At 44.2% G+C, this 22,102-nt stretch carries 19 protein-coding genes; 4 read left to right on the forward strand and 15 right to left on the reverse strand.

Annotation, left to right across the window (positions count from 1 at the left end; all coding sequences use genetic code 11):
* Positions 1-80: 80 nt before the first annotated feature.
* The gene (locus SHEWMR4_RS15450) at positions 81-563 is read left to right on the forward strand and encodes a GspH/FimT family pseudopilin (RefSeq protein ID WP_011623695.1); all 483 of its coding nucleotides are present in this window, start codon (positions 81-83) and stop codon (positions 561-563) included.
* 28 nt (positions 564-591) lie between these two features.
* On the opposite strand, the gene SHEWMR4_RS15455 is transcribed toward SHEWMR4_RS15450, so the two are convergent.
* The 12 genes from SHEWMR4_RS15455 to murJ all read right to left on the reverse strand — a co-directional run bounded on the left by SHEWMR4_RS15455 (position 592) and on the right by murJ (position 14,455).
* Positions 592-891, reverse strand: a complete 300-nt coding sequence (locus SHEWMR4_RS15455) for a TapY2 family type IVa secretion system protein (protein WP_011623696.1) — start codon at positions 889-891, stop codon at positions 592-594.
* Positions 888-1,331, reverse strand: a complete 444-nt coding sequence (locus SHEWMR4_RS15460) for a type IV pilin protein (RefSeq protein ID WP_011623697.1) — start codon at positions 1,329-1,331, stop codon at positions 888-890. The genes SHEWMR4_RS15455 and SHEWMR4_RS15460 overlap by 4 nt, the downstream gene beginning before the upstream one ends.
* An 8-nt stretch (positions 1,332-1,339) precedes the next feature.
* Positions 1,340-4,873 carry a pilus assembly protein gene (locus SHEWMR4_RS15465; RefSeq protein ID WP_011623698.1) on the reverse strand — a complete coding sequence of 1,178 codons (3,534 nt, stop codon included), beginning with the start codon at positions 4,871-4,873 and terminating at the stop codon, positions 1,340-1,342.
* A gap of 3 nt (positions 4,874-4,876) precedes the next feature.
* Positions 4,877-5,329, reverse strand: a complete 453-nt coding sequence (locus SHEWMR4_RS15470; protein WP_011623699.1) for a PilX N-terminal domain-containing pilus assembly protein — start codon at positions 5,327-5,329, stop codon at positions 4,877-4,879.
* Positions 5,330-5,341: 12 nt separating this feature from the next.
* Positions 5,342-6,355: a PilW family protein gene (locus tag SHEWMR4_RS15475; protein ID WP_011623700.1), complete on the reverse strand. Its 1,014-nt coding sequence runs from the start codon at positions 6,353-6,355 to the stop codon at positions 5,342-5,344.
* On the reverse strand, positions 6,356-6,922 hold the full coding sequence (gene pilV / locus SHEWMR4_RS15480) for a type IV pilus modification protein PilV (protein WP_011623701.1): 567 nt from the start codon (positions 6,920-6,922) through the stop codon (positions 6,356-6,358).
* 215 nt (positions 6,923-7,137) lie between these two features.
* Positions 7,138-8,094 carry a 4-hydroxy-3-methylbut-2-enyl diphosphate reductase gene (ispH, locus tag SHEWMR4_RS15485; protein ID WP_011623702.1) on the reverse strand — a complete coding sequence of 319 codons (957 nt, stop codon included), beginning with the start codon at positions 8,092-8,094 and terminating at the stop codon, positions 7,138-7,140.
* Between the two features lies 1 nt (position 8,095).
* Positions 8,096-8,518, reverse strand: coding sequence for an FKBP-type peptidyl-prolyl cis-trans isomerase (gene fkpB, locus SHEWMR4_RS15490; RefSeq protein WP_011623703.1), 423 nt, complete (start codon positions 8,516-8,518; stop codon positions 8,096-8,098).
* A complete protein-coding gene (gene lspA / locus SHEWMR4_RS15495) occupies positions 8,518-9,030 on the reverse strand; it encodes a signal peptidase II (RefSeq protein WP_011623704.1) in 513 nt (170 codons plus the stop codon). The genes fkpB and lspA overlap by 1 nt, the downstream gene beginning before the upstream one ends.
* Positions 9,031-9,039: 9 nt before the next feature.
* Entirely contained in the window at positions 9,040-11,862 is a 2,823-nt protein-coding gene (gene ileS, locus SHEWMR4_RS15500) for an isoleucine--tRNA ligase (RefSeq protein ID WP_011623705.1), read from the reverse strand.
* A gap of 32 nt (positions 11,863-11,894) precedes the next feature.
* On the reverse strand, positions 11,895-12,830 hold the full coding sequence (ribF, locus tag SHEWMR4_RS15505; RefSeq protein WP_011623706.1) for a bifunctional riboflavin kinase/FAD synthetase: 936 nt from the start codon (positions 12,828-12,830) through the stop codon (positions 11,895-11,897).
* A 65-nt stretch (positions 12,831-12,895) separates the two neighbouring features.
* The gene (gene murJ, locus SHEWMR4_RS15510) at positions 12,896-14,455 is read right to left on the reverse strand and encodes a murein biosynthesis integral membrane protein MurJ (protein WP_011623707.1); all 1,560 of its coding nucleotides are present in this window, start codon (positions 14,453-14,455) and stop codon (positions 12,896-12,898) included.
* Between the two features lie 252 nt (positions 14,456-14,707).
* Here murJ and rpsT point away from each other — a divergent pair, with 252 nt between their 5' ends.
* Positions 14,708-14,974: a 30S ribosomal protein S20 gene (rpsT, locus tag SHEWMR4_RS15515; protein WP_011623708.1), complete on the forward strand. Its 267-nt coding sequence runs from the start codon at positions 14,708-14,710 to the stop codon at positions 14,972-14,974.
* Between the two features lie 60 nt (positions 14,975-15,034).
* Here rpsT and SHEWMR4_RS15520 read toward each other — a convergent pair whose 3' ends face one another.
* Positions 15,035-15,331, reverse strand: a complete 297-nt coding sequence (locus SHEWMR4_RS15520) for an ArsR/SmtB family transcription factor (protein ID WP_006084975.1) — start codon at positions 15,329-15,331, stop codon at positions 15,035-15,037.
* Between the two features lie 135 nt (positions 15,332-15,466).
* Between SHEWMR4_RS15520 and SHEWMR4_RS15525 the strand changes: the two genes are divergently transcribed.
* Entirely contained in the window at positions 15,467-16,873 is a 1,407-nt protein-coding gene (locus SHEWMR4_RS15525; protein ID WP_011623709.1) for a M28 family metallopeptidase, read from the forward strand.
* Between the two features lie 71 nt (positions 16,874-16,944).
* Here the strand turns inward: SHEWMR4_RS15525 and yaaA are convergent, their stop codons facing one another.
* Both yaaA and SHEWMR4_RS15535 read right to left on the reverse strand, forming a co-directional pair.
* Positions 16,945-17,718 carry a peroxide stress protein YaaA gene (gene yaaA, locus SHEWMR4_RS15530; protein WP_011623710.1) on the reverse strand — a complete coding sequence of 258 codons (774 nt, stop codon included), beginning with the start codon at positions 17,716-17,718 and terminating at the stop codon, positions 16,945-16,947.
* 108 nt (positions 17,719-17,826) lie between these two features.
* The gene (locus SHEWMR4_RS15535) at positions 17,827-19,293 is read right to left on the reverse strand and encodes an alanine/glycine:cation symporter family protein (protein ID WP_011623711.1); all 1,467 of its coding nucleotides are present in this window, start codon (positions 19,291-19,293) and stop codon (positions 17,827-17,829) included.
* Between the two features lie 431 nt (positions 19,294-19,724).
* On the opposite strand from SHEWMR4_RS15535, the gene SHEWMR4_RS15540 reads away from it, so the two are divergent.
* The gene (locus tag SHEWMR4_RS15540) at positions 19,725-22,091 is read left to right on the forward strand and encodes a phosphoketolase family protein (protein ID WP_011623712.1); all 2,367 of its coding nucleotides are present in this window, start codon (positions 19,725-19,727) and stop codon (positions 22,089-22,091) included.
* Positions 22,092-22,102 lie beyond the last annotated feature (11 nt).

Genomic DNA, 22,102 nt, shown 5'->3' on the forward strand with positions numbered 1-22,102 from the left:
GCACAAAGGATGCAACTTAGATACTGAAATCCCGCCTATTCTCGCTTATACTTTAGTTTGTATAAGTGAGGGTTGAGTGCATGCTAAATAAATTGCTTGGTTTCACACTGGTTGAACTGATGGTTACTATTGCAGTGGCTGCAATATTATTAACTATCGGAGTACCATCTTTAATATCCGTCTATGAAGGTGTGCGCGTTAATAATAATATCGCCAAAATTCATGACATTATGGTTTTTGCCAGAAATCAAGCCGTCAGTTATGGCGCAACAATTAAAGTTTGCGCATCAAATGGAAGTGCATGTGGTACAAATTGGGGAAATGGGATTAAAGTGATCAGCCCTGATAATAAAGATATTCGCGTTATTGACGCATTCAATACAAATGACAGTGTAAAAAGCAATTCGGCGAGTTTTACCTTTAGCTCTGAAGGCATGTTATCAGCAAACAGCGCTGTAGAAATCATCTACTGCCCTGGAGGCTCCGCGACAAACTCCAAGAGTGTAAACATAAGCTCTAGCGGACTAATCTCCTACGGAGCAGATGGTAAAAGCTGTTCATGAGCCAGAAGATATGTCCGCACACATAAGCTTATCTCAAGGTTAGCTCGTCAATTTTCTTACTGTTTTCATTAGTGAACTCTTGGCTAAGCTCAACACACTCTACTACCTCTTTAATAAAGAATTTCTTTTTATCTCCACCTACTTTTTGCTTGCTAGGAAGACTAGCCATGTTCAAATTGACATCTTTAATCCTCCATCGATAAAACAGTACTTTATCACCATTTGTCGTTGTGACATGGCATTTGTAATCCTGCATAACAACTGTAGGTTCCGCAGCAAACACAAATGTAGGCAAAGCTAATACTAAAGCAATACAATATCTTATCATTTCCAACACTCCGCAGAAGGCCCCTTTACACCAGCAGATGTCATCGTAATAGTTGCACAGGTAGTATCTTTTACTTGACGACTATCAGGATTCACTGTGGCGGTGATGATAAATTCTATATATCTTGGAGGTTCATCGGCTGCCGCTACATTTTTAGCATCATCAGAAAGAAAATCTACCGTATAATACCCATGCTCCGTTTCAAACGGATCTTTATCTAAACCTAGAGATTTCATATCTAAGGCATATGAGCGATTATCCAAATAATACTGCTCTTGAAGATTTGCAACCTTCATCACCGCCGCAACACCTTCAGACCGTCCACTCTTAACCACGTAATCAATGTATGAGGGATATGCTATCGAAGCCAAAATCCCCACAATAACAACAGCGATCATGACTTCAATTAAAGTGAACCCTTGCAGTCTATTCTTTTTCATTAATGTTCTTACTCATCAATATGATAATAAATTTTGTTAGTTTTTAAACCACTACCTAACTTAATGGTACCTTTACACGCGCCGTTTTCGCACTCACCTTTACCAACACCAATCACGTAGGCTTCAGGTTCTTTTCCTTTTTCTGGTTCAGGAATAACAATTTGTGGGGTGTCAGGAACGCGCTCACCAACTTCATAATACAGAGTGTTAGATGTCCTAGTACCTCTATGTAAATCAAACACATACAATCGGCCTTGGCCGGAGAAACCACAAATACCTGCATCAAGATCAACGTCTTGTTTCGTTGGAGGAACAAACGATGTAAAGTACACTTTTCCATTAAAAATCAATGAGGCAGAAAGACTCTTCTCACCTGTCGATGGAAAGTCATAATACCAACCTCTTTTCTCACCAAATGCAATATTTTCATCCTGGCTTACGGGAGCAGCAGAGGTGACATTGTATAAATTTGTAATATTCAATGGAGCAGGAACATCTGCACCCACATACTGCTTAGTTACCACGTTTCTATCTTGGAACACATAAAACATATCATTCGTTTTGATATCTAGTGGGTTAGTTCTATTGCCTGTTCCCACCGCGACCGCATCATATGGAATACTTTGATAAGACTCCACACCATTCTCGGAATGTATATTATTAAATTGAGTCTGGGCGACTGTTGGCTCAGCGAAAAACATTCGATTATCGGGTGCAATACCACTAATAGAGGCAAATTTAAATATGCTCCATTTAGATTCTTCATCTGTTGGTAAATCCATACGCCATACATTACCAGCAATATCAGTGGCATAAATACGGTCAGTGTAACCATCATTATTGCTATCTAACACAGCAACCTTATTCGGCACACTGTTCATTCCATCGGCAGTGAAACTATGGATAAAAGTCCCCTTATTTGCATCAACAATATAAATGGCTTCACCACTTCCGGTAGCCGAAGCTAACCCCCCACCGAATATCAACACAGGCGTTTCGTGACCTGGAATGAATGTCACTAAAGGTTCAGACCAAGATTGGCCAAGCTTTGCGAGACCACTGGTAGATGAATCAATTTTCCACTTAAAGATTGGCGAATCTGGAGTGGTGATATCGAGGGCATAATATGAACTTCCACCTCGACGCATACCTAAAAACACCCATGCTTTATTAACTTCACCATTTTCATTGGTCTCAGTATATGCCACGGGTGACAAATCCATACCATAAACACTATGTTCACCTATAGGTGGATTTTGCCTTAATTTAGGGACATTTCCCCATAATTCAGGAGGGATAAATGCCCATGACTCTTTAACGCTACCAATATTGAAATCATTGCTGCCGGTATCGGAATCCTTAAACATGTGCACTAAGCCTTGGTTAGTGCCAACCAATACTCGCACATCTAAATCAGCACCTTTTTTACCAAAGTTAATCGCTAGCGGCTTAGAATGAAGCGGATCGCCCATAATATCTTCTCTAGCATCCGTATTGCTGCCACTATTGTTATCATCATCAACGTCGACACCGTATAACCAATCAAGATCGGCTTGTGAATAATCACTAACAAAACTTGTAGCAGTAATATTAACAATATTACTGCCACTCAATGATTTAAGCTTACGATCCTTAAGGGATTCTCTTAATATAGGTAACACTCCGCCCGAATTAACTTTATTTCCATCTGGCGAACCAGCGGCACAAACATTCCAATAAGTGCAAGTTGAAGCAGAGATATTACCATTGCTATCAATTGCATTTGTGTCACCACCTGGGCCAACAATTTCACCCGCTGAATTCACTTTCAATTTTTTTAAATTGCCGCTCCAGCGAGGGCCTTCTCCAGGTAAAAACATCGCAAAATAAGCCGAGTTATAGGTTTGGGTTTTATCAAAATTATTACTGGCAATGCTTGGAGAAGTGAAGGAAGAGTCGATTGATAAAATTGACTTTAATGCGTCATCCAAAGCTTGAATCAAATCCAATCCTGTTGCGGCTCTATAGTAGCCTTTAGAGACCAAATTCCCATTTTTAAGTTCTCGTGGATTCCCCCCCCTAAAAGCGGTTTCTTCCAGCAATTTTGCTGCAACGTCAGCACCATCAGTGAAACCTATGGTAAAAGTACGCACATTCTGCTTGTTATCAATTCCAGTAGCGTCTGTAACACCTTTAACTAGGTCATTATTTGCCATATAGGCGGCTAAAGCAGGAAGATAGCTGTTTTCTTTTTCACCTTTATCATTTGTAAACTCAAATCCAGAGTAATCCGCAGCCACTTCAGCTTTGCCTGTCAAATCGAGTACTTTAGCATCGGCCGAATGATCTAATGTTGGTGCACCGTCGGTAATGTAGATGATATAAGCCGTATCGGGACATTTTTTAAATGGCGTAGTGTATTTACCTGTAGATAAGATGCTTGGCGGACTATTAGGCACATATCCATCAATTTTATCGTTTCCTTTCGCATTAGCATCCTTATTGCCAAAAGTCACATCACCACCACTAAAATATTGATGGGCTTCATATAATGTTTCACATAGTGGGGTATTAGTTTGTGCGGGCATACCATTAATCAAGGACATCAGCGATGTTTGATTCGCGCTGGTTAATTGCTTAATGGACGATACGATGCGACCACCATCAGCATCCCCTTCAGCGGCGTAGTTGAGGTTAAAGACCGCCAGACCAGCGTCAATGTCTATGTTTAAATCTGTTAAGGCCGAGTCAATTGCGGCTTTAGCCACATCAAGTCTAGAGCCTGTTCCGCCGCTATTTTGTCCCTCGGTAGTCGTAGTCACCCACTTATACCAAACCAAATAATGCGCGGTATATAAAGTAACTGGCGATCCCTTACCAAAATCCGTTTTATCTAAACTATCTTTTTGAGCGTCACTATCGGTGGCTGTGGTATACATTGCTTTTGCATCAATGGGATATCCATCGGCAAAGTTATTGTAAGTATTTCCCTGTTTATACCTACCGGGGTTTATGGGATCACCCTCAATAATATCTTGATAGCAATCAACAATTTGCCCCTGGTTAAAACCTTCGTTTTCAGCCAATGCCGTCCATTTGCCGCTTTGGCCACTCGCCTTAAACTCCCTTAACAACCCAGTGTAACGCCCCCGTGACTCTAGGGCGATTTTGGCCTTATTACAGTTATTGTTATCGGCATAAAAACGACGGGAATCATTAGGTGAATCTGGTGTTGGGGCGTTACTCGTATTATCAATTCCCCCGGCATTCCAATAAATCCCTTTTTGACTGATATAGCCTGAATAACCCTCTAAATAGGTAGCAAACCCATCTGGATAAGTACAGTTACTCGCAGCTTGGTCAGCTGCTGAGCAATAGGAACTGACAACATTAGTATCTTCAGTTGACATACTGCCTGAGTTATCAAAGATAATGAGTATCTGCGGACGCTTGCCAGTTTTCACACTCGAGTCGACTAGATATAGCTCGGTATCGTCTGCATGGATTTGCCCTGCAATGACCACAAAAGTAACACTCAGGGCACACAATATTTTTTTAAACATAAATTAGTTTCCCGTTAGCACTTGCTGCTCGACACCAGAGACAACCGTTAGAGAACCGAGCTTATTCCGTCCAAATTCTACGGAACTACTCACTTCTACCCGCCTACAGCTAATCAAATCTGCACTGGTTGCATTTGTTGTGCGCTGACACCCCACATCACGAACACCAGTTTCGGGTAATGGTACTAATTTTTGAGAGGTCTCGAATTTTTGAGAGGAAGGTAAAACGGATTCATCCTTAACATCGGCTAAATTAGCAAGTTTTGCACCAGAGTAGTCATCAATAACTTGTTCCAGCCCACCATCTGCAATCGCTTTTGCTTCAATCCGCTCAGCTCCAGCCCCAGCCATTCGAAGAGATTGTGTTGAATTAACAGCTAAAGCAACGCCTATCACTGTCATTATGATAAGCACAATCAGTGCAAAAAATAGTACAACACCCTTCTGCCTTCTCATCTTAATCCTCAATTAGCTACGTATTAGTACAGGGTTTTCTAATACGATTGTCGTCGATAATATTTTACGGCGGTAATGGTCAGCAGGAGCCTTAATTGTTTTATCGCCTAATTGATATTCTGTATCATTGCTGTAGGTTTTATCCTCATTGATTGAACGAACCAGTAGAAATACCTTAATCGCCACTAAACGCTGAAATCCTTCATTATCCCACATAAGCGTTGTGACATCTTTAGCTGGCATAAAACTGTCCGGAGTACTATCACCATCATTATCAAATCCATATAAATACCGAATATTTTCAATCCCCTCAACAAGCTGTTCATCGTTGCTCATACCTGAACTCGTTAAAGTTTTACGCCGTAGGATAGGAATACCACTAGCATCATTGGCAATAAAATAGACATGGTGTTGGTACTCCCAAATTCGTGAATTATCAGGAAGTAAAACCGGCTTATCGCCTACAAAAAACACTGCTTCAGTCGAGTTTACAGCAATGAAAATGGCGGAATCATTCCCCTCTGCAACACTTGGCCCGAGTAAGCGTTTAAGCTGCAATACATCAGTGCCTTTTTTATCTATGCCAGCATAAACATTAGAACTTGAAATACAGCTCAAACTTTCAGAGGATACTGACTCATAACCCCAAAGCCTTCTGAAGTGTGCGGATTGAGTATTAGGCAAAGTTCCGTTATTCAAGCCTGCACCTATACAATCTGATGACAGAGTAGGCACTTCATCAGTAGTATTCGTGCCAATAATAAAATCGGTACCTGTCATATCCCCCATAAAAGCTAGCTGGGTAATATCGCGTTCTAATATAGCTAAAGCAATACGGCCATTTTCCTGCAATTGATTAAACTGACTAGTGGTGGTGACATTAGAAGAAGACATACTGAACATCGTAAAAACGCCAGCAGTTAAAAACAGACCAATAACCATGGCAACCATTAACTCGACGAGTGATAAACCTCGTTGGTTGGTTCTAGCTGAATGAGTAGAGGCTAACGTTCTTGAACATTTCATCTATATAATCACTGTTCTTATTGAAAAAATACGACGATTTGGCGTTTCCGCCTCTGAATCACATCCCCCAGATATATCCTCAACTGCTGAAGTATCAATGTTTGTGCTACGGATCCCTTTCCAAACGATCACAACTAAAACATCATTTCCACTAACCTGCACACAAGCTGTTGGAGTATCTAACCCTCCAACATTTTGCCCCCCAACAACCTCTAAAGAACCAAATAAAGCACGGCCCCAATCGTATTTGTCCCATGTCGCCATTTGCTCAGGAGAACATAGCTGAGCTTCACAATTCTCCGCCATAGAAGGAGGTTCTTCAAAATTATATGTTCCCTCATAACTAGTCAGCTGGGTACGATTGAGCTTCATTCTATTAATGATGTCAGTGGCATAGTAAGATGCTTGAGTCTGTTGAAATGACTCAAAGCTGCCGCGTTTAGCCACAATGTGTAAATTAAAAATACCGATCAAGCCAATCACTAGAATCACCAATGCGACAAGCACTTCAATTAAAGAGAAGCCCCGTTGAATTCTGTTATGCGTCAATCGTTCGAATTTAGTCATATTTTTGACAAGCTTTTCAGCTATTTACCCTTTTAAATCTTAATCTTACGATAAAAATATTGCTAGCAGTTAATAATAGATGAGTAAAATGTAAGTAGCCAGTAACAATAGCATATAAGCGCTAATTCCATTATTCCTTGTTTGTATTTGGTGAATTTTGATAATAAAAAAGAGGCCATTGGCCTCTTTTTTATTATCATATTGATTCGAATGAACTAGCGTAATTCCGCAGGTACGGCAAAGACGGTATCTTCTTTACGCCCTTCAACTTCGGTGACGACACTCGGTGCTAATTTTGCAATCGCTTGAACCACCTGCTGAACCAGCACTTCTGGTGCCGATGCGCCAGCGGTCACCGCAACTTTAGTCACATTTTCAAACCAAGATGAATCGATATCATCCGCGGTATCAACCAGATAAGATTGAGTTCCGGTTTTTAATGCCAATTCACGCAAGCGGTTAGAGTTAGAACTGTTTTTCGAACCGACCACAATTAACAAATCCACATCGGCCGATAAATTACGCACTGCATCCTGACGGTTTTGCGTCGCATAACAAATATCATCCTTACGTGGACCTTCAATCGAAGGAAAACGCTTTTGCAATGCCGTGATAATATCGAGGGTATCATCTACCGAGAGCGTCGTTTGAGTCACGAAGCAGAGGTTATTTGGATCACGAACTTCTAAAGTTTCGACATCTGCAGGAGATTCAATCAGATAAACACCACCATTAGGGTTATCGTATTGCCCCATGGTGCCTTCCACCTCTGGATGTCCCTCATGGCCAATCAAAATGCATTCAATCCCCTTTCGGCTCGCACGGGTGACCTGCAAATGCACTTTGGTGACTAATGGACAAGTCGCATCGAAAACTCGCAGCCCACGCGCCTTAGCCTCGGCACGCACTGCCTGAGAAACTCCATGAGCACTGAAAATAACAATATTGTTATCTGGTACTTGGTCTAACTCTTCAACAAAAACGGCACCGCGGTCCTTCAGATTTTGCACTACATAGCGGTTATGCACGACTTCATGGCGAACATAAATCGGCGGCGAAAATAACTCGAGTGCGCGCTCGACAATACTAATGGCGCGATCCACACCAGCACAAAAGCCGCGAGGATTGGCCAGCATAATATTTAAACTTGGGCTGGTAGGATCTAATTTCATCTTACAGTACCTTCACCACGTCGAGTTCAAATGTCACTTTGCGTCCCGCTAGAGGGTGATTGAGATCGACCGTAATCGAATCGCCAGCAACCTCACGCACGATTCCGGGGATCTCACTGCCGCCAGGGCCTGCGAAACTGACGATAACACCAACTTCAAGCTCCATATCGGCTGGGAAGCGGGTTCTATCCATATAATGAATCGCATCGGGATTTGACTCACCAAAGGCATCGACCGCTTCAAGCGTAAAGCTGTGCTTATCGCCTAGATTCAAGGAAACAAGTTGCGCTTCAAATGCAGGGCTTAAAGTACCATCGCCGATATTAAGGCGTGCTGGCTTACCCGAGGCTTTAGTGCTATCGGCGGTCGAACCATCTTCAAGCACAATATTCATATGGCACAATAACGAACGTGTCACAGTCACTACTTCACCTCTTCGGTTTTATCTTGTTCGGATTTGCTGTTAAAAAACGAATCCCAAATGATCAGCACTGCGCCGATAAAAATCGCGGAATCGGCGATATTAAAGGCGGGATAATGGCTCTTACCCCAATAAAAATCGATAAAATCCACCACAAAACCGTGCATCAATCGATCGATTAAGTTACCTAGGGCGCCACCAATCACTAAGGTGTAAGCCAAGTTTAACTTCCAGAGGGATGCCGATTGCTTGCGCAGCCACACAGTCAACAAGGTACTGAAACCAACAGCCACTAAGGTAAATAACCAACGTTGCCAACCGCCTGCTTCACTTAAAAAGCTAAATGCGGCGCCATAGTTACGTACATAGGTGAAATTAAAAAAAGGTAATAACTTCACCGATTCGAACAAATCAAAATTGGCTAAGACCCATTGTTTGGATAGTTGATCGGCCAAAAACACCAATACAACTACCCAATACCAACGTAAGCCACTGTCTTTCCAAGTTAATGGCATACAGATCCTTTACGCAAACAGACGAACTTCGCCGTCACCTTCAATATTGGTTACGCAGCGATGGCACAGCGTTGGATGAGCCTCAATCTTGCCCACTTCTTCCCTGTGGTGCCAACAACGTTCGCATTTCTCTGCTGTTGTTGCATTTACCACTAACTTCAATGAAGCCAATTCAGTTTCAACGGCATCGCTTGTCGCATCTGCCAATGGCAATACTTTGGCTTCTGAAGTTAATAGGACGAAACGCAGCTCATCACCAATGTGCGTTAACTGCTCAGTTAAAGCAGCATCGGCAAACAGCGTGACTTCGGCTTCCAAGGAGCCGCCAATACGTTTATCGCGGCGCGCTTGCTCGATAACCTTGTTGACTTCGTTACGCACAGTCAGCAGATTTTCCCAGTACGCATCACTTAAATCAGTATCTAAAGTGATAGATTGCAGATCTTGGTACCATTCTTGGGTAAACACGTAAGCATTACGTTGACCAGGCAGTAATTGCCACACTTCGTCGGCAGTAAAGCTCAGGATTGGCGCAATCCAACGCACCATAGCCTCAGCAATGTGGAACAGTGCAGATTGGCAGCTACGGCGGGCATGGCCCTCTTGCTTAGCGGTATATTGACGGTCTTTGATGATGTCTAAGTAGAAGCTACCTAGCTCAACCGAGCAGAACTGCATCAGCTTTTGCGTCACAATATGGAAGTTATATTGCTCATAAGCTTCAATGATTTCTTGCTGCAGCGCTGCTGCGCGGCGCACCGCCCAGCGGTCTAACGCCACCATATCTTCTACAGCCACTAAGTCCTTAGCTGGGTCGAAGCCATTAAGATTCGCCAGTAAGAAACGAGCGGTGTTACGAATACGGCGATAAGCATCGGCGCTACGGTTTAAGATTTCATCCGATACTGTCATTTCACCGCTGTAGTCGGTTGCAGCAACCCAAAGACGCAGAATATCCGCACCTAGCTTGTTAGTCACTTGCTGAGGCGCAATAACGTTACCGATAGATTTCGACATCTTGCGACCTTTACCATCAACGGTAAAGCCGTGGGTCAGCACTTGCTTGTAAGGTGCTTTGCCAGTCATAGCAGTAGAAATCATCAATGACGACATAAACCAACCACGGTGTTGATCGCTACCTTCAAGGTATAAATCGACACCATGACCATGAAACTCTGGGCGCGCGCCTACCACAGAAGCAAAGGTTGAACCTGAGTCGTACCATACGTCTAAGGTATCGGTCACTTTGCGGTATTGTTCTGCTTCTTCACCCAGTAATTCGGCAGCATCGAGATCCCACCAAGCTTGAATGCCTTCTTGCTCAATGCGGTTGGCCACACGTGCCATTAACGACACGCTGTCAGGGTGCAGCTCTTCAGTTTCGCGGTGTACGAATAAGGTAATTGGCACGCCCCAAGTACGTTGACGGGAGATACACCAATCAGGACGATTCTCAACCATCTTCTCGATACGGCTTTGGCCCCAGTCAGGGATCCACTGAGTCTGCTCAATTTCGCTTAATGCTTGCTTGCGCAGGTTTTGGTTATCCATTGAGATAAACCATTGCGGCGTAGCACGGAAGATAATAGGCGTTTTATGGCGCCAGCAGTGTGGATAGCTGTGACGGTACGCAACATGGTGTAATAGCGCGCCTTTTTCTTTCAGCAGTGCAACCACATTGTCGTTTGCTTTAAATACGTGTTGACCGGCAAAAAACTCAGTGTCTGGTTTGTAAACGCCGTTATCGCCAACAGGGTTGGCCACTTCTAAGCCGTATTTTTGACCAACCACGAAGTCGTCTTGACCATGGCCAGGTGCCGTGTGAACCACACCCGTACCCGCGTCAGTCGTCACGTGGTCGCCTAAAATCGCAGGTACGTCAAAGGCTAAGAATGGATGTTTAAAGCGAACCAGCTCAAGTGCTGCGCCTTTAACTTTACCTAACACGTTGTGGCTCTCGGCGCCGTAACGCGTCATGCAAGCTTCAACTAACACGTCGGCCAGAATAACTGCGTGAGTCGCGCCCTCTTTCGCAAATTCAACCAAGCTGTAATCAAGCTCTGGGCTGATAGATAACGCACGGTTAGCAGGCAGCGTCCAAGGAGTGGTAGTCCAAATCACCATAGCGACAGGATGTGAGTAATCGCTTACACCAAATTGAGCGGCAACGGCTTTGCTGTCAGTCGCAGTAAAGGCCACATCGATAGCGGGAGAGGTTTTATCCTCGTATTCCACCTCGGCTTCAGCCAATGCAGAACCACAGTCTGTACACCAATGAACAGGTTTAACACCTTTATGTAAGTGACCGTTTTCAATCACTTTAGATAAAGAGCGTACGATATTGGCTTCGGTAGCAAAGTCCATCGTTAAATAAGGCTTTTGCCAATCACCCAGCACGCCTAAACGAATAAAGTCAGCACGTTGGCCATCGACTTGCTCGGCAGCATATTTACGGCATTCCTCACGGAATTCGGCCGCTGAAATTTTTTGACCAGGCTTACCGACTTTTTGCTCAACTTTCAGTTCAATTGGCAGACCGTGGCAATCCCAACCAGGCACATAAGGCGCGTCAAAACCTGACATGGTTTTTGACTTAACAATAATGTCCTTAAGAATTTTGTTGACTGAGTGACCAATATGAATGCTGCCGTTCGCATACGGTGGGCCGTCATGCAAAATAAAAGGTGTGCGGCCAATTCGGCTATCACGGATCTGCTGATACAGACCGTCTTTCGTCCAGCGCTCTAACATCTCTGGCTCGCGATTTGCCAAATTACCACGCATCGGAAACTCAGTTTCCGGCAAATTCAAAGTAAATTTATAGTCGCTCATTGATCCTATACCGTTAATTAAACTGATAAATATCAGCCTGCATCGTTACCAAATAAAGCTCTGGCCTCATTTGCATCATTCAAAATCTGTTGTTTTAGTGCATCCAATGAATCAAAGGGTTGTTCATCGCGAAGTTTTGCCACTAACTCAACCTCAACATGCTTGCCATAAATGTCACCTTCAAAATCAAAAAGATGCACCTCAAGCTGACAAACTTGACCATTTACGGTCGGGCGGAAACCAATGTTGGCAACCCCTTCATAAATATCGCTCTCATCCCAATAGAGTTTCACCGCAAACACCCCGCGCACGGGCACCACATTGCGTTTGAGGGCAATATTGGCGGTGGGAAAACCTATGGTTCGGCCAATTTTTTGGCCATGGGCCACACGGCCGCTTAAGGTAAAGGGATGACCGAGTAGGCGTCTTGCCTGCTCTAGGTTCCCTTTAGCCAATTGTTCTCTTACCGCGGTCGAACTCACACGTTGCGAACCCACCATAAAACTCTGGGTGCTAACCACGGTAAAACCATAACGAGCTCCCGCCTGCATCAGCATTTCAAAATTGCCTTTTCGGCCTTGACCGAAGCAAAAGTCATCGCCAACGACGAGGTATTTCACCCCGAGCTTGCGCACCAGCAGTTCTTCGATGAAATGCTCCGCCGGTTGGTCTGCAAAGGCACGGTTGAAGTTAACACACACTAACCGTTCAACGCCTAACTCATCTAACAGGATGATTTTGTCCCGCAATAAGCTCAGACGCGCGGGCGCATTCTCACCACGGAATAACTCCTGTGGTTGAGGCTCAAACGTCATCACTGTCGGAGGTAATGAAAGCTGCTTGGCCTTTTGCACCAGATTGGCAATCACCTGCGCATGGCCGCGATGCACGCCATCAAAATTACCTATCGTCAGCACACAGCCATGGTGAGATGACAAAATGTTATGTATACCGCGGATTAATTCCATAACTTTAGACAACTGCCAAGCGCAAATCGGCTGATTATATAACAGCTAACGATAAGAATCAGCAATCAAACTCCCCGTTTCATTGACCAAGGACGAATTCCTAACGCCAATAAGCCAAGTAAATACGTCATAGCGCCAACAGCAATCAAACCAATCAAAGCCTTAGCACGCCCAACCAGCTGCCATTCCAACCATTGGGATTGTGAAGGTAAGAAGTAGTACAAGACTACCACCATCAAGGCTGCCGAAACCACGGCTTTAAGGAAAAACACCATTGTTGGCTTAGAAATTCGGTAAACACCCGCCTTATGTAGGCCACGATATAAAAGAGTGGCATTCAGTAAAGCCGACATCGATGTCGCAATCGCTAAGCCGACATAACCAAAGGGAATCGCAAAGATCAAGTTAAAGCCCATATTGGTAATCATGGCGATAATGCCGTAACGCACAGGGGTCTTAGTGTCTTGGCGCGAGTAATATCCAGGCGCTAACACTTTAATAAGCATAAAGCTGAGTAAACCACTGCCATAAGCCATCAAGCTGTAGGATGCCATCTCAACGTCTTGGATAGAGAAGGCACCACGCATAAACAGCACCATCAACATAGGTTGGGCGAGCACAATCAGCCCCATCATGGCGGGTAATCCTAATAACAGAATCGCCTTGATGCCCCAATCCATGGTTTTACCAAAGCCATCACCTTCTGCATTTACATGATTTCGAGATAAAGCCGGTAAAATCACGGTACCAATGGCAATACCAAATAAACCGAGTGGAAATTCCAATAAACGGTCCGAATAGTACAACCAGCTGATAGAGCCCGTCATCAGGAAGCTGGCGATAAAAGTATCGAATAACAGATTGATTTGTGAAACCGAAACTCCAAATAGTGCAGGGATCATTAAGGTTCTGATCTTCACGACCCCAGGATGATTCCAGCCCCATGAAGGTTTAACGAGAGCCTTTTCCCTTAGCAAAAAGGGAATTTGGAATAAAAACTGAATTAAACCACCACAAAATACCCCCCATGCCAAGGTAATTTCAGGCTGAGAAGACGTAGGTGCAAAAAACATGGCAGCCGTAATAATGGCCACGTTTAAGAATACTGGGGTAAATGCCGATACCGCAAACCGCCCACGGGTATTTAGGATGGACCCTGCTAACGCGGTAAAGGTGATAAACCACAAATACGGGAAGGTGATTTTAAGCACAACGGTTGCCAGCTCAAACTTGGCGCCATCGGGCTCATTGTTAAGCCAAGCCACAAACCAGCCGCCACCAAATAAGGCCGACAATACGGGGGATGCGATGACTCCGACAAGAGTTACAATCGTCACCAATAGCCCTAAGGTCCCCGCCACTTTACTGAGTAACTCTCGAGTCTCGTCCGAAGTGTGTTTTTCCTGATATTCGGTCAGTACCGGAACAAATGCCTGAGCAAAAGCGCCCTCGGCAAATAATCGACGTAAAAAGTTAGGAATTTTATTGGCGAAGAAAAAAACGTCGGCGCTTGTCCCTGCCCCCATTAAATTGGCAACAACTACATCTCGAACCAAACCTAAAACACGAGAAATCAACGTCATAGCACTAACAATCATGCCAGATTTCAATAATTTTTTACTCAAACGTCCCCCAGACCTACATCGAATGGATTAGGTGATTCATCTCAAAAAATCGACTCAGGCTCTGTCACACTGCGGCAATAGCTGTTAGAATTGCGCCACATATTACACGAGTTGGGTTGAAGATAGCCAAGGCGGGTTGAATTAATTTATCTTTATGATGATTATTCAATCATAGTCATTGACAAAGTGACTAAATGCAGGCATATTCCTCGGCCTTTAAAAGTATCAAATCCAGTTTTTAGGAGTTGCACCTTGGCTAATAGCAAGTCTGCAAAGAAGCGCGCGCTTCAATCTGAAAAGCGTCGTCAGCACAACGCCAGCCGTCGCTCAATGTTACGTACATACGTTAAAAAAGTTATCGCTGCTATCAAAGCTGGCGATCACAAAACAGCAACCGAAGCTTTCGCTGCTGCACAACCAATCGTTGACCGTATGGCGACTAAAGGCCTTATTCACAAGAATAAAGCTGCCCGTCATAAGGCTCGTTTGAATGCTAAGATCAAAGCACTAGCTGCTTAATTTTCTTAGTAAATAAAAAAAACCGGCAATTGCCGGTTTTTTTATATCTGATGATTACCATTAATGACAATAAATATTGTTCAGCAAATGGATCATCTCACGCACTTCATCACTCTTAAGCGAATAGAATACGGTTTGCGCTTCTTTGCGTGTGGTTACTAAATTATCTTTGCGCAACCAAGCAAGGTGTTGTGATAGTGCCGATTGACTTAAGCCTAATTTTTTATTCATTTCGCCAACGCACATTTCACCTTCGTTCAATAAATAACAAAGGATAAATAAACGGCGTTCGTTTGCGAGTGCTTTTAATAGCACTACGGCATGATCGGCTCGCTCCTGCATCAATTCAATATTCATTACGCACTTTTTCTCCTAAAACTAACCCCTGCGCTAATATAGCGTTGCCTTACAGATATAGTCGGGACATAAAGCACACTTTTTGCTAGATTGTTTTCAAAAATGGGACATGCTTAATAAAAATAAAGGAAACCTATGAAATCCTACCAAACAACACTAATAACTGGGCTATTTATTGGCGGTTTGAGCGCCTGCCAAACTCACGTAGAAACACCCGTAAAAAACGATATTCCGGCTCAATTGCAGCAAACCGCATTAGCGTCATCCTTGGGATATGACATAGTCGAATCCCTCACTGTAGAAGTCGGCCCTCGCTTAGCTGGCAGCCCAAAAGACATTATTGCCGTGAACTGGGCAATGAATAAGTTAACAAGTCTTGGGTTTGATAAGGTTTATAAAGAGCCTGTACAAGTTCCGATTTGGGAACGCGGTGAAGCCAAAGCCAAGATGATCTCGCCGGTAGAACAGCCTTTAGTGATAACAGCCTTAGGGGGCAGTATTGCCACGCCAGCCGAAGGCATTCAAGCCAAAATTGCTCGTTTTGATAGCCTTGCGGCACTACAAGCGGCAAATCCAGAAGATGTAAAAGGCAAGATTGCCTTTATCGACCAAAAGACCGAACGTCACATCACTGGTGAAGGTTATGGCAAAAGTGTCGGCGGCCGCTCAAAAGGCGCAGTCGCAGCCGCACAAAAGGGAGCCGTAGCAATCGTCATTCGCTCAATTGGCACCGATCATGACCGCATGGCGCACACTGGTGTGATGCGTTATCAAGATGGCGTGCCTAAAATCCCAGCCGCAGCGATGTCTAATCCCGATGCAGACTTAGTAGATGCGATGTTAAAACGCGATCCAAACGCGGTGCTCGAACTACATATGTCACCAAAGGATTTAGGCACCAACACATCCTACAATGTGATTGCAGAAGTCACTGGCAGTAGTAAACCTGACGAAATCGTGTTGATTGGCGCCCATTTAGATTCCTGGGACGAAGGTACAGGCGCGATTGATGATGGCGCAGGCGTTGCCATTGTGACGGCAGCAGCAAAACATATTCAAGATCTTCCGCAAAAGCCCGCTCGTACGGTACGAGTGGTACTTTACGCTGCCGAAGAAATTGGTTTAGTGGGAGGCAAGGCTTATGCTGAAGCGCACAAAGCCGAGCTACCTCTGCATTATATTGCTGCCGAATCGGACTTTGGCGCAGGCCCGATTTATCAAATTGACACTAAGGTAAGTGACAGCGTTTTCGCCCAAGTCCAACAGAGCATAAAGCCAATGACATACAACGGTGTCGCCCTTGGTAATAATCAAGCCTCTGGTGGGCCAGATGTCTCCATGTTGCCCGCATTGGGCGTACCAGTTGCCTCATTAAGACAGGATGGCCACGATTACTTCGATTATCACCACACCCCTAACGATACCTTAGATAAAATAGACCCTAAGGCGCTGGCACAAAATGTGGCTGCGTACGCTCAATTTGCTTATATCATGGCAAACTCGAATTTAGTGTTAACTCCCATTAGCACTGAATCGAAATAAGCCTCATAAGTAAATCATTCACTCATAAAAAGAGCAGCCTAAGCTGCTCTTTTTATTTAAACCGTAATAGGTTACTGCGCTTCACGCAAGAATGTTGGCTCATTCGGTTTACTCAATTCTTCACTGTAGTAATAACCGGCCACATCAAACGCTTTTAATTCATCAATCGAACTGACTTGCTGATCAATGATATATCTTGCCATCATTCCCCGCGCTTTTTTCGCAAAGAAACTGATGACTTTATATTGGCCATTTTTAAAATCTTTAAATACTGGAGTGATTAATTGCCCAGTTAATTGCTTTGGTTTAACCGCTTTAAAATATTCATTCGATGCAAGGTTAATTATCAGCTCATCCCCCTGCTCTGCAACGGCACGATTGACCGCTTCGGTGAGAATATTGCCCCAGAAATCGTAGAGATTCTTACCTTTAGGATTGGCAAGCGCAGTCCCCATTTCTAAACGGTAAGGTAAAATCAAATCCAAGGGTCGCAGTAAACCATAGAGCCCAGATAAAATACGCAATTGTGACTGGGTACGTTCGAGCTGTTCAGGCGTCAACGTATCGGCATCAACCCCCGTATACACATCCCCCCGAAAAGCAAAAATCGCCTGTTTGGCGTTGGCAATACTGTAGTCGGGTGTCCACTCACCAAAACGCGCGGCATTTAAGCCCGCGATGTTATCGCTCACCTTCATTAATGTTGCAATGTCACTCGGGGTTAACCGTTGGCAGACTTGAATGAGTTCTTGGCTATAAGCTAAAAAATCGGGCCGAGTATGGGTTTGAGTCAAAGGAGGTTGCTCAAAATCTAGGGTTTTCGCCGGTGAAACCAAAATCAACATTAACACGCTCCAACAAATAAAATACGCCACTATGATACTGAACAGGTATAAAAAAACCACGTACGGATGACGTGGTTTTTCCGATAGCACTAATCAGTGAACTTGAGTTTAGCGACTCAGCGCAGATTCTGTACGCGTTTTCGCCTGCTCGTTAGCACTATTATCCTGCCAAATACCATCATCGAGTTGTTCCATTAGCTCAGGGAACTTACTGCGATCGAACTCAGGCATTTTGCCACTCTTCAATTGTTCACAGTAATCATTAATAACCCGTATCGCGAGACCCGATAGCAACAGCAATGCAATGATATTGACCGTGGCCATCAGCCCCATAGACACGTCAGCTAAGTTCCACACTAAGCTGATTTTGGCTACAGCACCAAACATCACCATGCCCAATACGCACAGACGGAATAGCGGTAACGCCTTAGTGCTGTTGCCCGTCAAGAACATCACATTGGTTTCCGCGTAGGAATAGTTAGCAATGATAGAGGTAAAGCAGAATAGGAAAATGGCTATCGCGATAAAGGCGCCGCCCCAGTCTCCAACGTGGTTTGACATCGCATTGATGGTGAGACGAATGCCGTCTTCACTAGAACCGATATCGCCTGAAAGTAAAATAATTGCCGCAGTTGCAGTACAGATAACGATGGTATCGACAAACACTCCCATCATCTGCACAAAACCTTGAGATGCTGGATGGTTAGGATTCGGTGACGCACTAGCAGCAACGTTTGCAGCGCTCCCCATCCCCGCCTCGTTTGAGAACAGACCACGGGCAATCCCCGCTTGCATAGCTTGTGCAACAGTATAAGCAACACCGCCCGCAGCAGCCTCTTGCCAACCGAAAGCACTCTTTACAATCAAACTTATTACAGCAGGTAATTGTTCTAAGTTGAAAAGCACAATAATGAAAGCGATCAGAATATAAGCCAGCGCCATGATAGGCACGATAAACTCAGACACTCGAGCAACTTTACGTAATCCACCGACAATCACAAAGCCACTGGCTAACACTAAGCCTATACCCACATAGGTTGGATTGAAGCCAAACACCCGCTCCATTGCCCCCGTAATGGTATTCGCTTGCACCGCGTTAAACACCAGACCAAAGGCAATGATCAGGAAGAAAGCAAACAACACTCCCATCCATCTCTGACCAAGCCCTTTCTCCATATAATAGGAAGGGCCGCCGCGGAATTGACCGTTGGTGTCACGCACCTTATATACTTGCGCAAGAGTCGACTCCACCATAGCCGTCGCCATACCTAGTATGGCAATAAGCCACATCCAGAATACAGCGCCAGGTCCAGCTGCGCCAATAGCCACTGCCACCCCAGCCATGTTTCCAGCCCCCACACGGGCCGCCATACTAGTACAAAAGACTTGAAATGAAGACAGACCACTCTCGCAACCTTGACGGCTCATGGTCATCACTTTAAGAGAGTGTTTGAAATGCGTAATTTGAATAAATACAAGTCGTAAGGTGAAATAAAGACCCGCACCCACCAGTCCGTATACGAGCAATTTGCCCCAGAGCAGTGCGTTCAAAAAGTTTACAATGGTTTCTAGCATATTATTTTACTTCTTCCCGTAGCAAATGCCCTCCCCCACCTATAATTAAGCGAGGTGCAACATTTGTGGTGAATGAATCCTTCCAAATAAAGGTAAGAATATCGGTAGATTTATTCTTTCAAATTATCCTTCCGTGAATTTACAACATCACGGCTACCGAATTCAACGCAGCAAAATAGCACAGTATTCGAAATTACTCATGTGATCAAGCCTAGGTTTGCATGGTTAAACAGCTACAAGCTCACACTCGTAAAGCCTAGATAAGTCACTGTTAATATTAAATTAACATTTTGACAAACTTAATCCACATGCGTTAACCACAGACACAAGTTTTAAAATTTGGATGTAGAACACATTTTTGTAAGAAAATTACAAATATAGTAACTCCAAGAAAACATAATTCACTTACGTCTGCTCCGATGAGGCTTAATATGACGACTACACATGAGATTAATGCTCTTAAAAAGTATGTAAGAGCCACAAACTTCCTCGCTACGTCTCAGATTTATCTAAAACAAAACGTATTGCACAAACGCCCCCTTGCGCATTCGGACATTAAGCCTCGTTTGCTCGGTCACTGGGGAACTTGTCCAGGTATCAACTTTGTCTATGCCAACGTCAACCGACTCATTGTAAAACATAATCGTCCTTTCATTTACTTAGTTGGCCCAGGCCATGGCTTCCCTGCTGTACAAGCTAACTTATTCATTGAAGGCTCACTCAGCCACTTCTACCCAGAAACCATTCCTTATAATGAAACCGGCATCGAAGATATCTGTAAGAAATTTTCTGCAGCCTATGGTTATCCTTCCCATGCAAACCCAGAAGCACCAGGTCAAATCCTTGAAGGCGGCGAATTAGGTTATTCATTATCAGTTGGCTGGGGCGCAGTATTAGACAACCCAGATCTTATCGCTACAGTATTAGTTGGTGACGGTGAATCAGAAACTGGTCCTCTGGCAGCATCTTGGTATGCCAACCGCTTAGTTTCACCCGCAACCAACGGTGCTGTATTGCCTATCGTACATATCAACGGTTATAAGATTTCAGGCCCAACCCGTATGGGACGCATGAGCCATGAAGAATTAGATCTTGAATTCCGCGGTCTTGGCTACCACCCAATTATTGTTGACAGCGAAGCGGAAGAAGATATCTACATTCAGATGGCGACCGCCATGGATACCGCTTATAGCATGATCAACGATATTCAAACTCGAGCACGTAAGGGTGAAGATATTGTCAAACCTCGCTGGCCAGTGATTTTAATGCGCACCGCCAAGGGCTGGACAGGTGTGAGCGAATATAACGGTACGAAATTGGAAGGTAACTGCGAGTCGCACCAAGTTATCGTCAATAAATGTGCCACTGATAAAGGCCACTTAGCTGCACTGGATAGCTGGTTAGCCAGTTATCAATTCCAAGAGCTTTACCAAATCAACGGGCAGGGTGAACTGATTTTTGATGCCGATATTAGCTCACTGATCCCGCCAAAACATTTAGCTTGCGGTCGCCAACATCTCACTTATGGTGGTGAAGTCGTCAGAGCCTTATCTAATCCAGATCTAGAAAAGCTCAGCTATGGCCCAGAAGTACCACGTGGACACCGCGGTTACTCTATGCTGAAAATGGGGCAATGGATGCGCGACGCATTCAAATTGAACCGTGATCAACGCAACTTACGTATCTTCAGCCCAGATGAAACCTATTCAAACCAGCTGCAAGCAGTATTTGAAGAAACCGACCGCGCATGGCAATGGCCAATTGAAAGCTGGGACGAAGACATGTCTCGCGATGGTCGAGTACTCGAGTTGCTCTCAGAGAACTTACTGTTTGGTATGCTGCATGGCTACACAGTGACGGGACGTCACGGAATGTTCCCTACCTATGAGTCTTTCTCACAGGTCGTATCCTCCATGGCTGACCAATATTGTAAGTATGTTTACGCCAGTCAAGGAGTGCATTTCCGTAAGCCTTTACCGGCGTGCAACGTGGTACTTTCTTCATTATTAGAACGTCAAGATCACAACGGTTATTCGCACCAGAACCCATCATTCCTAGGTGCGATGCTTGAAAAACATCCAAAGATTATTTCTGCTTATTTACCTGCGGATGCTAACAGCACCTTAGTTTATACCGAACGCGCTTTTGCAGATCGTGACAAATTGAACATCCTAGTCGCAGGCAAAAAAGAACTGCCACAATGGCTCAGTTTAGAAGAAGCGCGTAAACAAGCTAAAGACGGCGTCATGGTGTGGGATTTTGCTTCCGATGAAAATCCAGATATCGTGCTTGCAGGTTGTGGTGATTATGTCACTCAAGAATGTATGGCCTCTTTAGTGATTATTCGTGAACTATTACCTAGAGTCAGAATTCGCTTTGTCAGCGTGACAGAATTAAGCAGCGATGGTTTAGGTAGTCGTAAATTTAAAGAAAAACCATGGATGATGGATGAAATATTTACCCAAGATAAAGGGGTAGTATTTAACTATCACGGTTATCCAAATACGATCAAAAAGTTAATATTTGATTACAAAGGAAGCCGTCGCTTCAGAATTAAAGGTTACGAAGAAGAAGGTTCAACAACCACTCCATTTGATATGGGTGTTCGAAATGGCACTTCTCGCTATCACCTTGTTATTGATATGGCTTACAAACTATTCCAGCAAGGTGTCATCGACGAAACCAAGCACGTTTCCATCACAACCGACATGCTGCAAAGACTCGTTGATCATCGCAACTATATTAAGGCAAATGGTGTTGACCCTGTTGAAATTGAAAATTGGATTTGGACCCGTTAATCACATCCGGA

The organism is Shewanella sp. MR-4 (assembly GCF_000014685.1).
Lineage (GTDB): Bacteria > Pseudomonadota > Gammaproteobacteria > Enterobacterales > Shewanellaceae > Shewanella.

Coding starts and splice junctions, on each gene's coding strand:
- SHEWMR4_RS15450 (WP_011623695.1), top strand. CDS start 81: ATGCTAAATAAATTGCTTGGTTTCACACTGGTTGAACTGATGGTTACT.
- SHEWMR4_RS15455 (WP_011623696.1), bottom strand. CDS start 891: ATGATAAGATATTGTATTGCTTTAGTATTAGCTTTGCCTACATTTGTG.
- SHEWMR4_RS15460 (WP_011623697.1), bottom strand. CDS start 1,331: ATGAAAAAGAATAGACTGCAAGGGTTCACTTTAATTGAAGTCATGATC.
- SHEWMR4_RS15465 (WP_011623698.1), bottom strand. CDS start 4,873: ATGTTTAAAAAAATATTGTGTGCCCTGAGTGTTACTTTTGTGGTCATT.
- SHEWMR4_RS15470 (WP_011623699.1), bottom strand. CDS start 5,329: ATGAGAAGGCAGAAGGGTGTTGTACTATTTTTTGCACTGATTGTGCTT.
- SHEWMR4_RS15475 (WP_011623700.1), bottom strand. CDS start 6,355: ATGAAATGTTCAAGAACGTTAGCCTCTACTCATTCAGCTAGAACCAAC.
- pilV (WP_011623701.1), bottom strand. CDS start 6,922: ATGACTAAATTCGAACGATTGACGCATAACAGAATTCAACGGGGCTTC.
- ispH (WP_011623702.1), bottom strand. CDS start 8,094: ATGAAATTAGATCCTACCAGCCCAAGTTTAAATATTATGCTGGCCAAT.
- lspA (WP_011623704.1), bottom strand. CDS start 9,030: ATGCCATTAACTTGGAAAGACAGTGGCTTACGTTGGTATTGGGTAGTT.
- ileS (WP_011623705.1), bottom strand. CDS start 11,862: ATGAGCGACTATAAATTTACTTTGAATTTGCCGGAAACTGAGTTTCCG.
- ribF (WP_011623706.1), bottom strand. CDS start 12,830: ATGGAATTAATCCGCGGTATACATAACATTTTGTCATCTCACCATGGC.
- SHEWMR4_RS15520 (WP_006084975.1), bottom strand. CDS start 15,331: ATGAATATTGAATTGATGCAGGAGCGAGCCGATCATGCCGTAGTGCTA.
- SHEWMR4_RS15525 (WP_011623709.1), top strand. CDS start 15,467: ATGAAATCCTACCAAACAACACTAATAACTGGGCTATTTATTGGCGGT.
- yaaA (WP_011623710.1), bottom strand. CDS start 17,718: ATGTTGATTTTGGTTTCACCGGCGAAAACCCTAGATTTTGAGCAACCT.
- SHEWMR4_RS15535 (WP_011623711.1), bottom strand. CDS start 19,293: ATGCTAGAAACCATTGTAAACTTTTTGAACGCACTGCTCTGGGGCAAA.
- SHEWMR4_RS15540 (WP_011623712.1), top strand. CDS start 19,725: ATGACGACTACACATGAGATTAATGCTCTTAAAAAGTATGTAAGAGCC.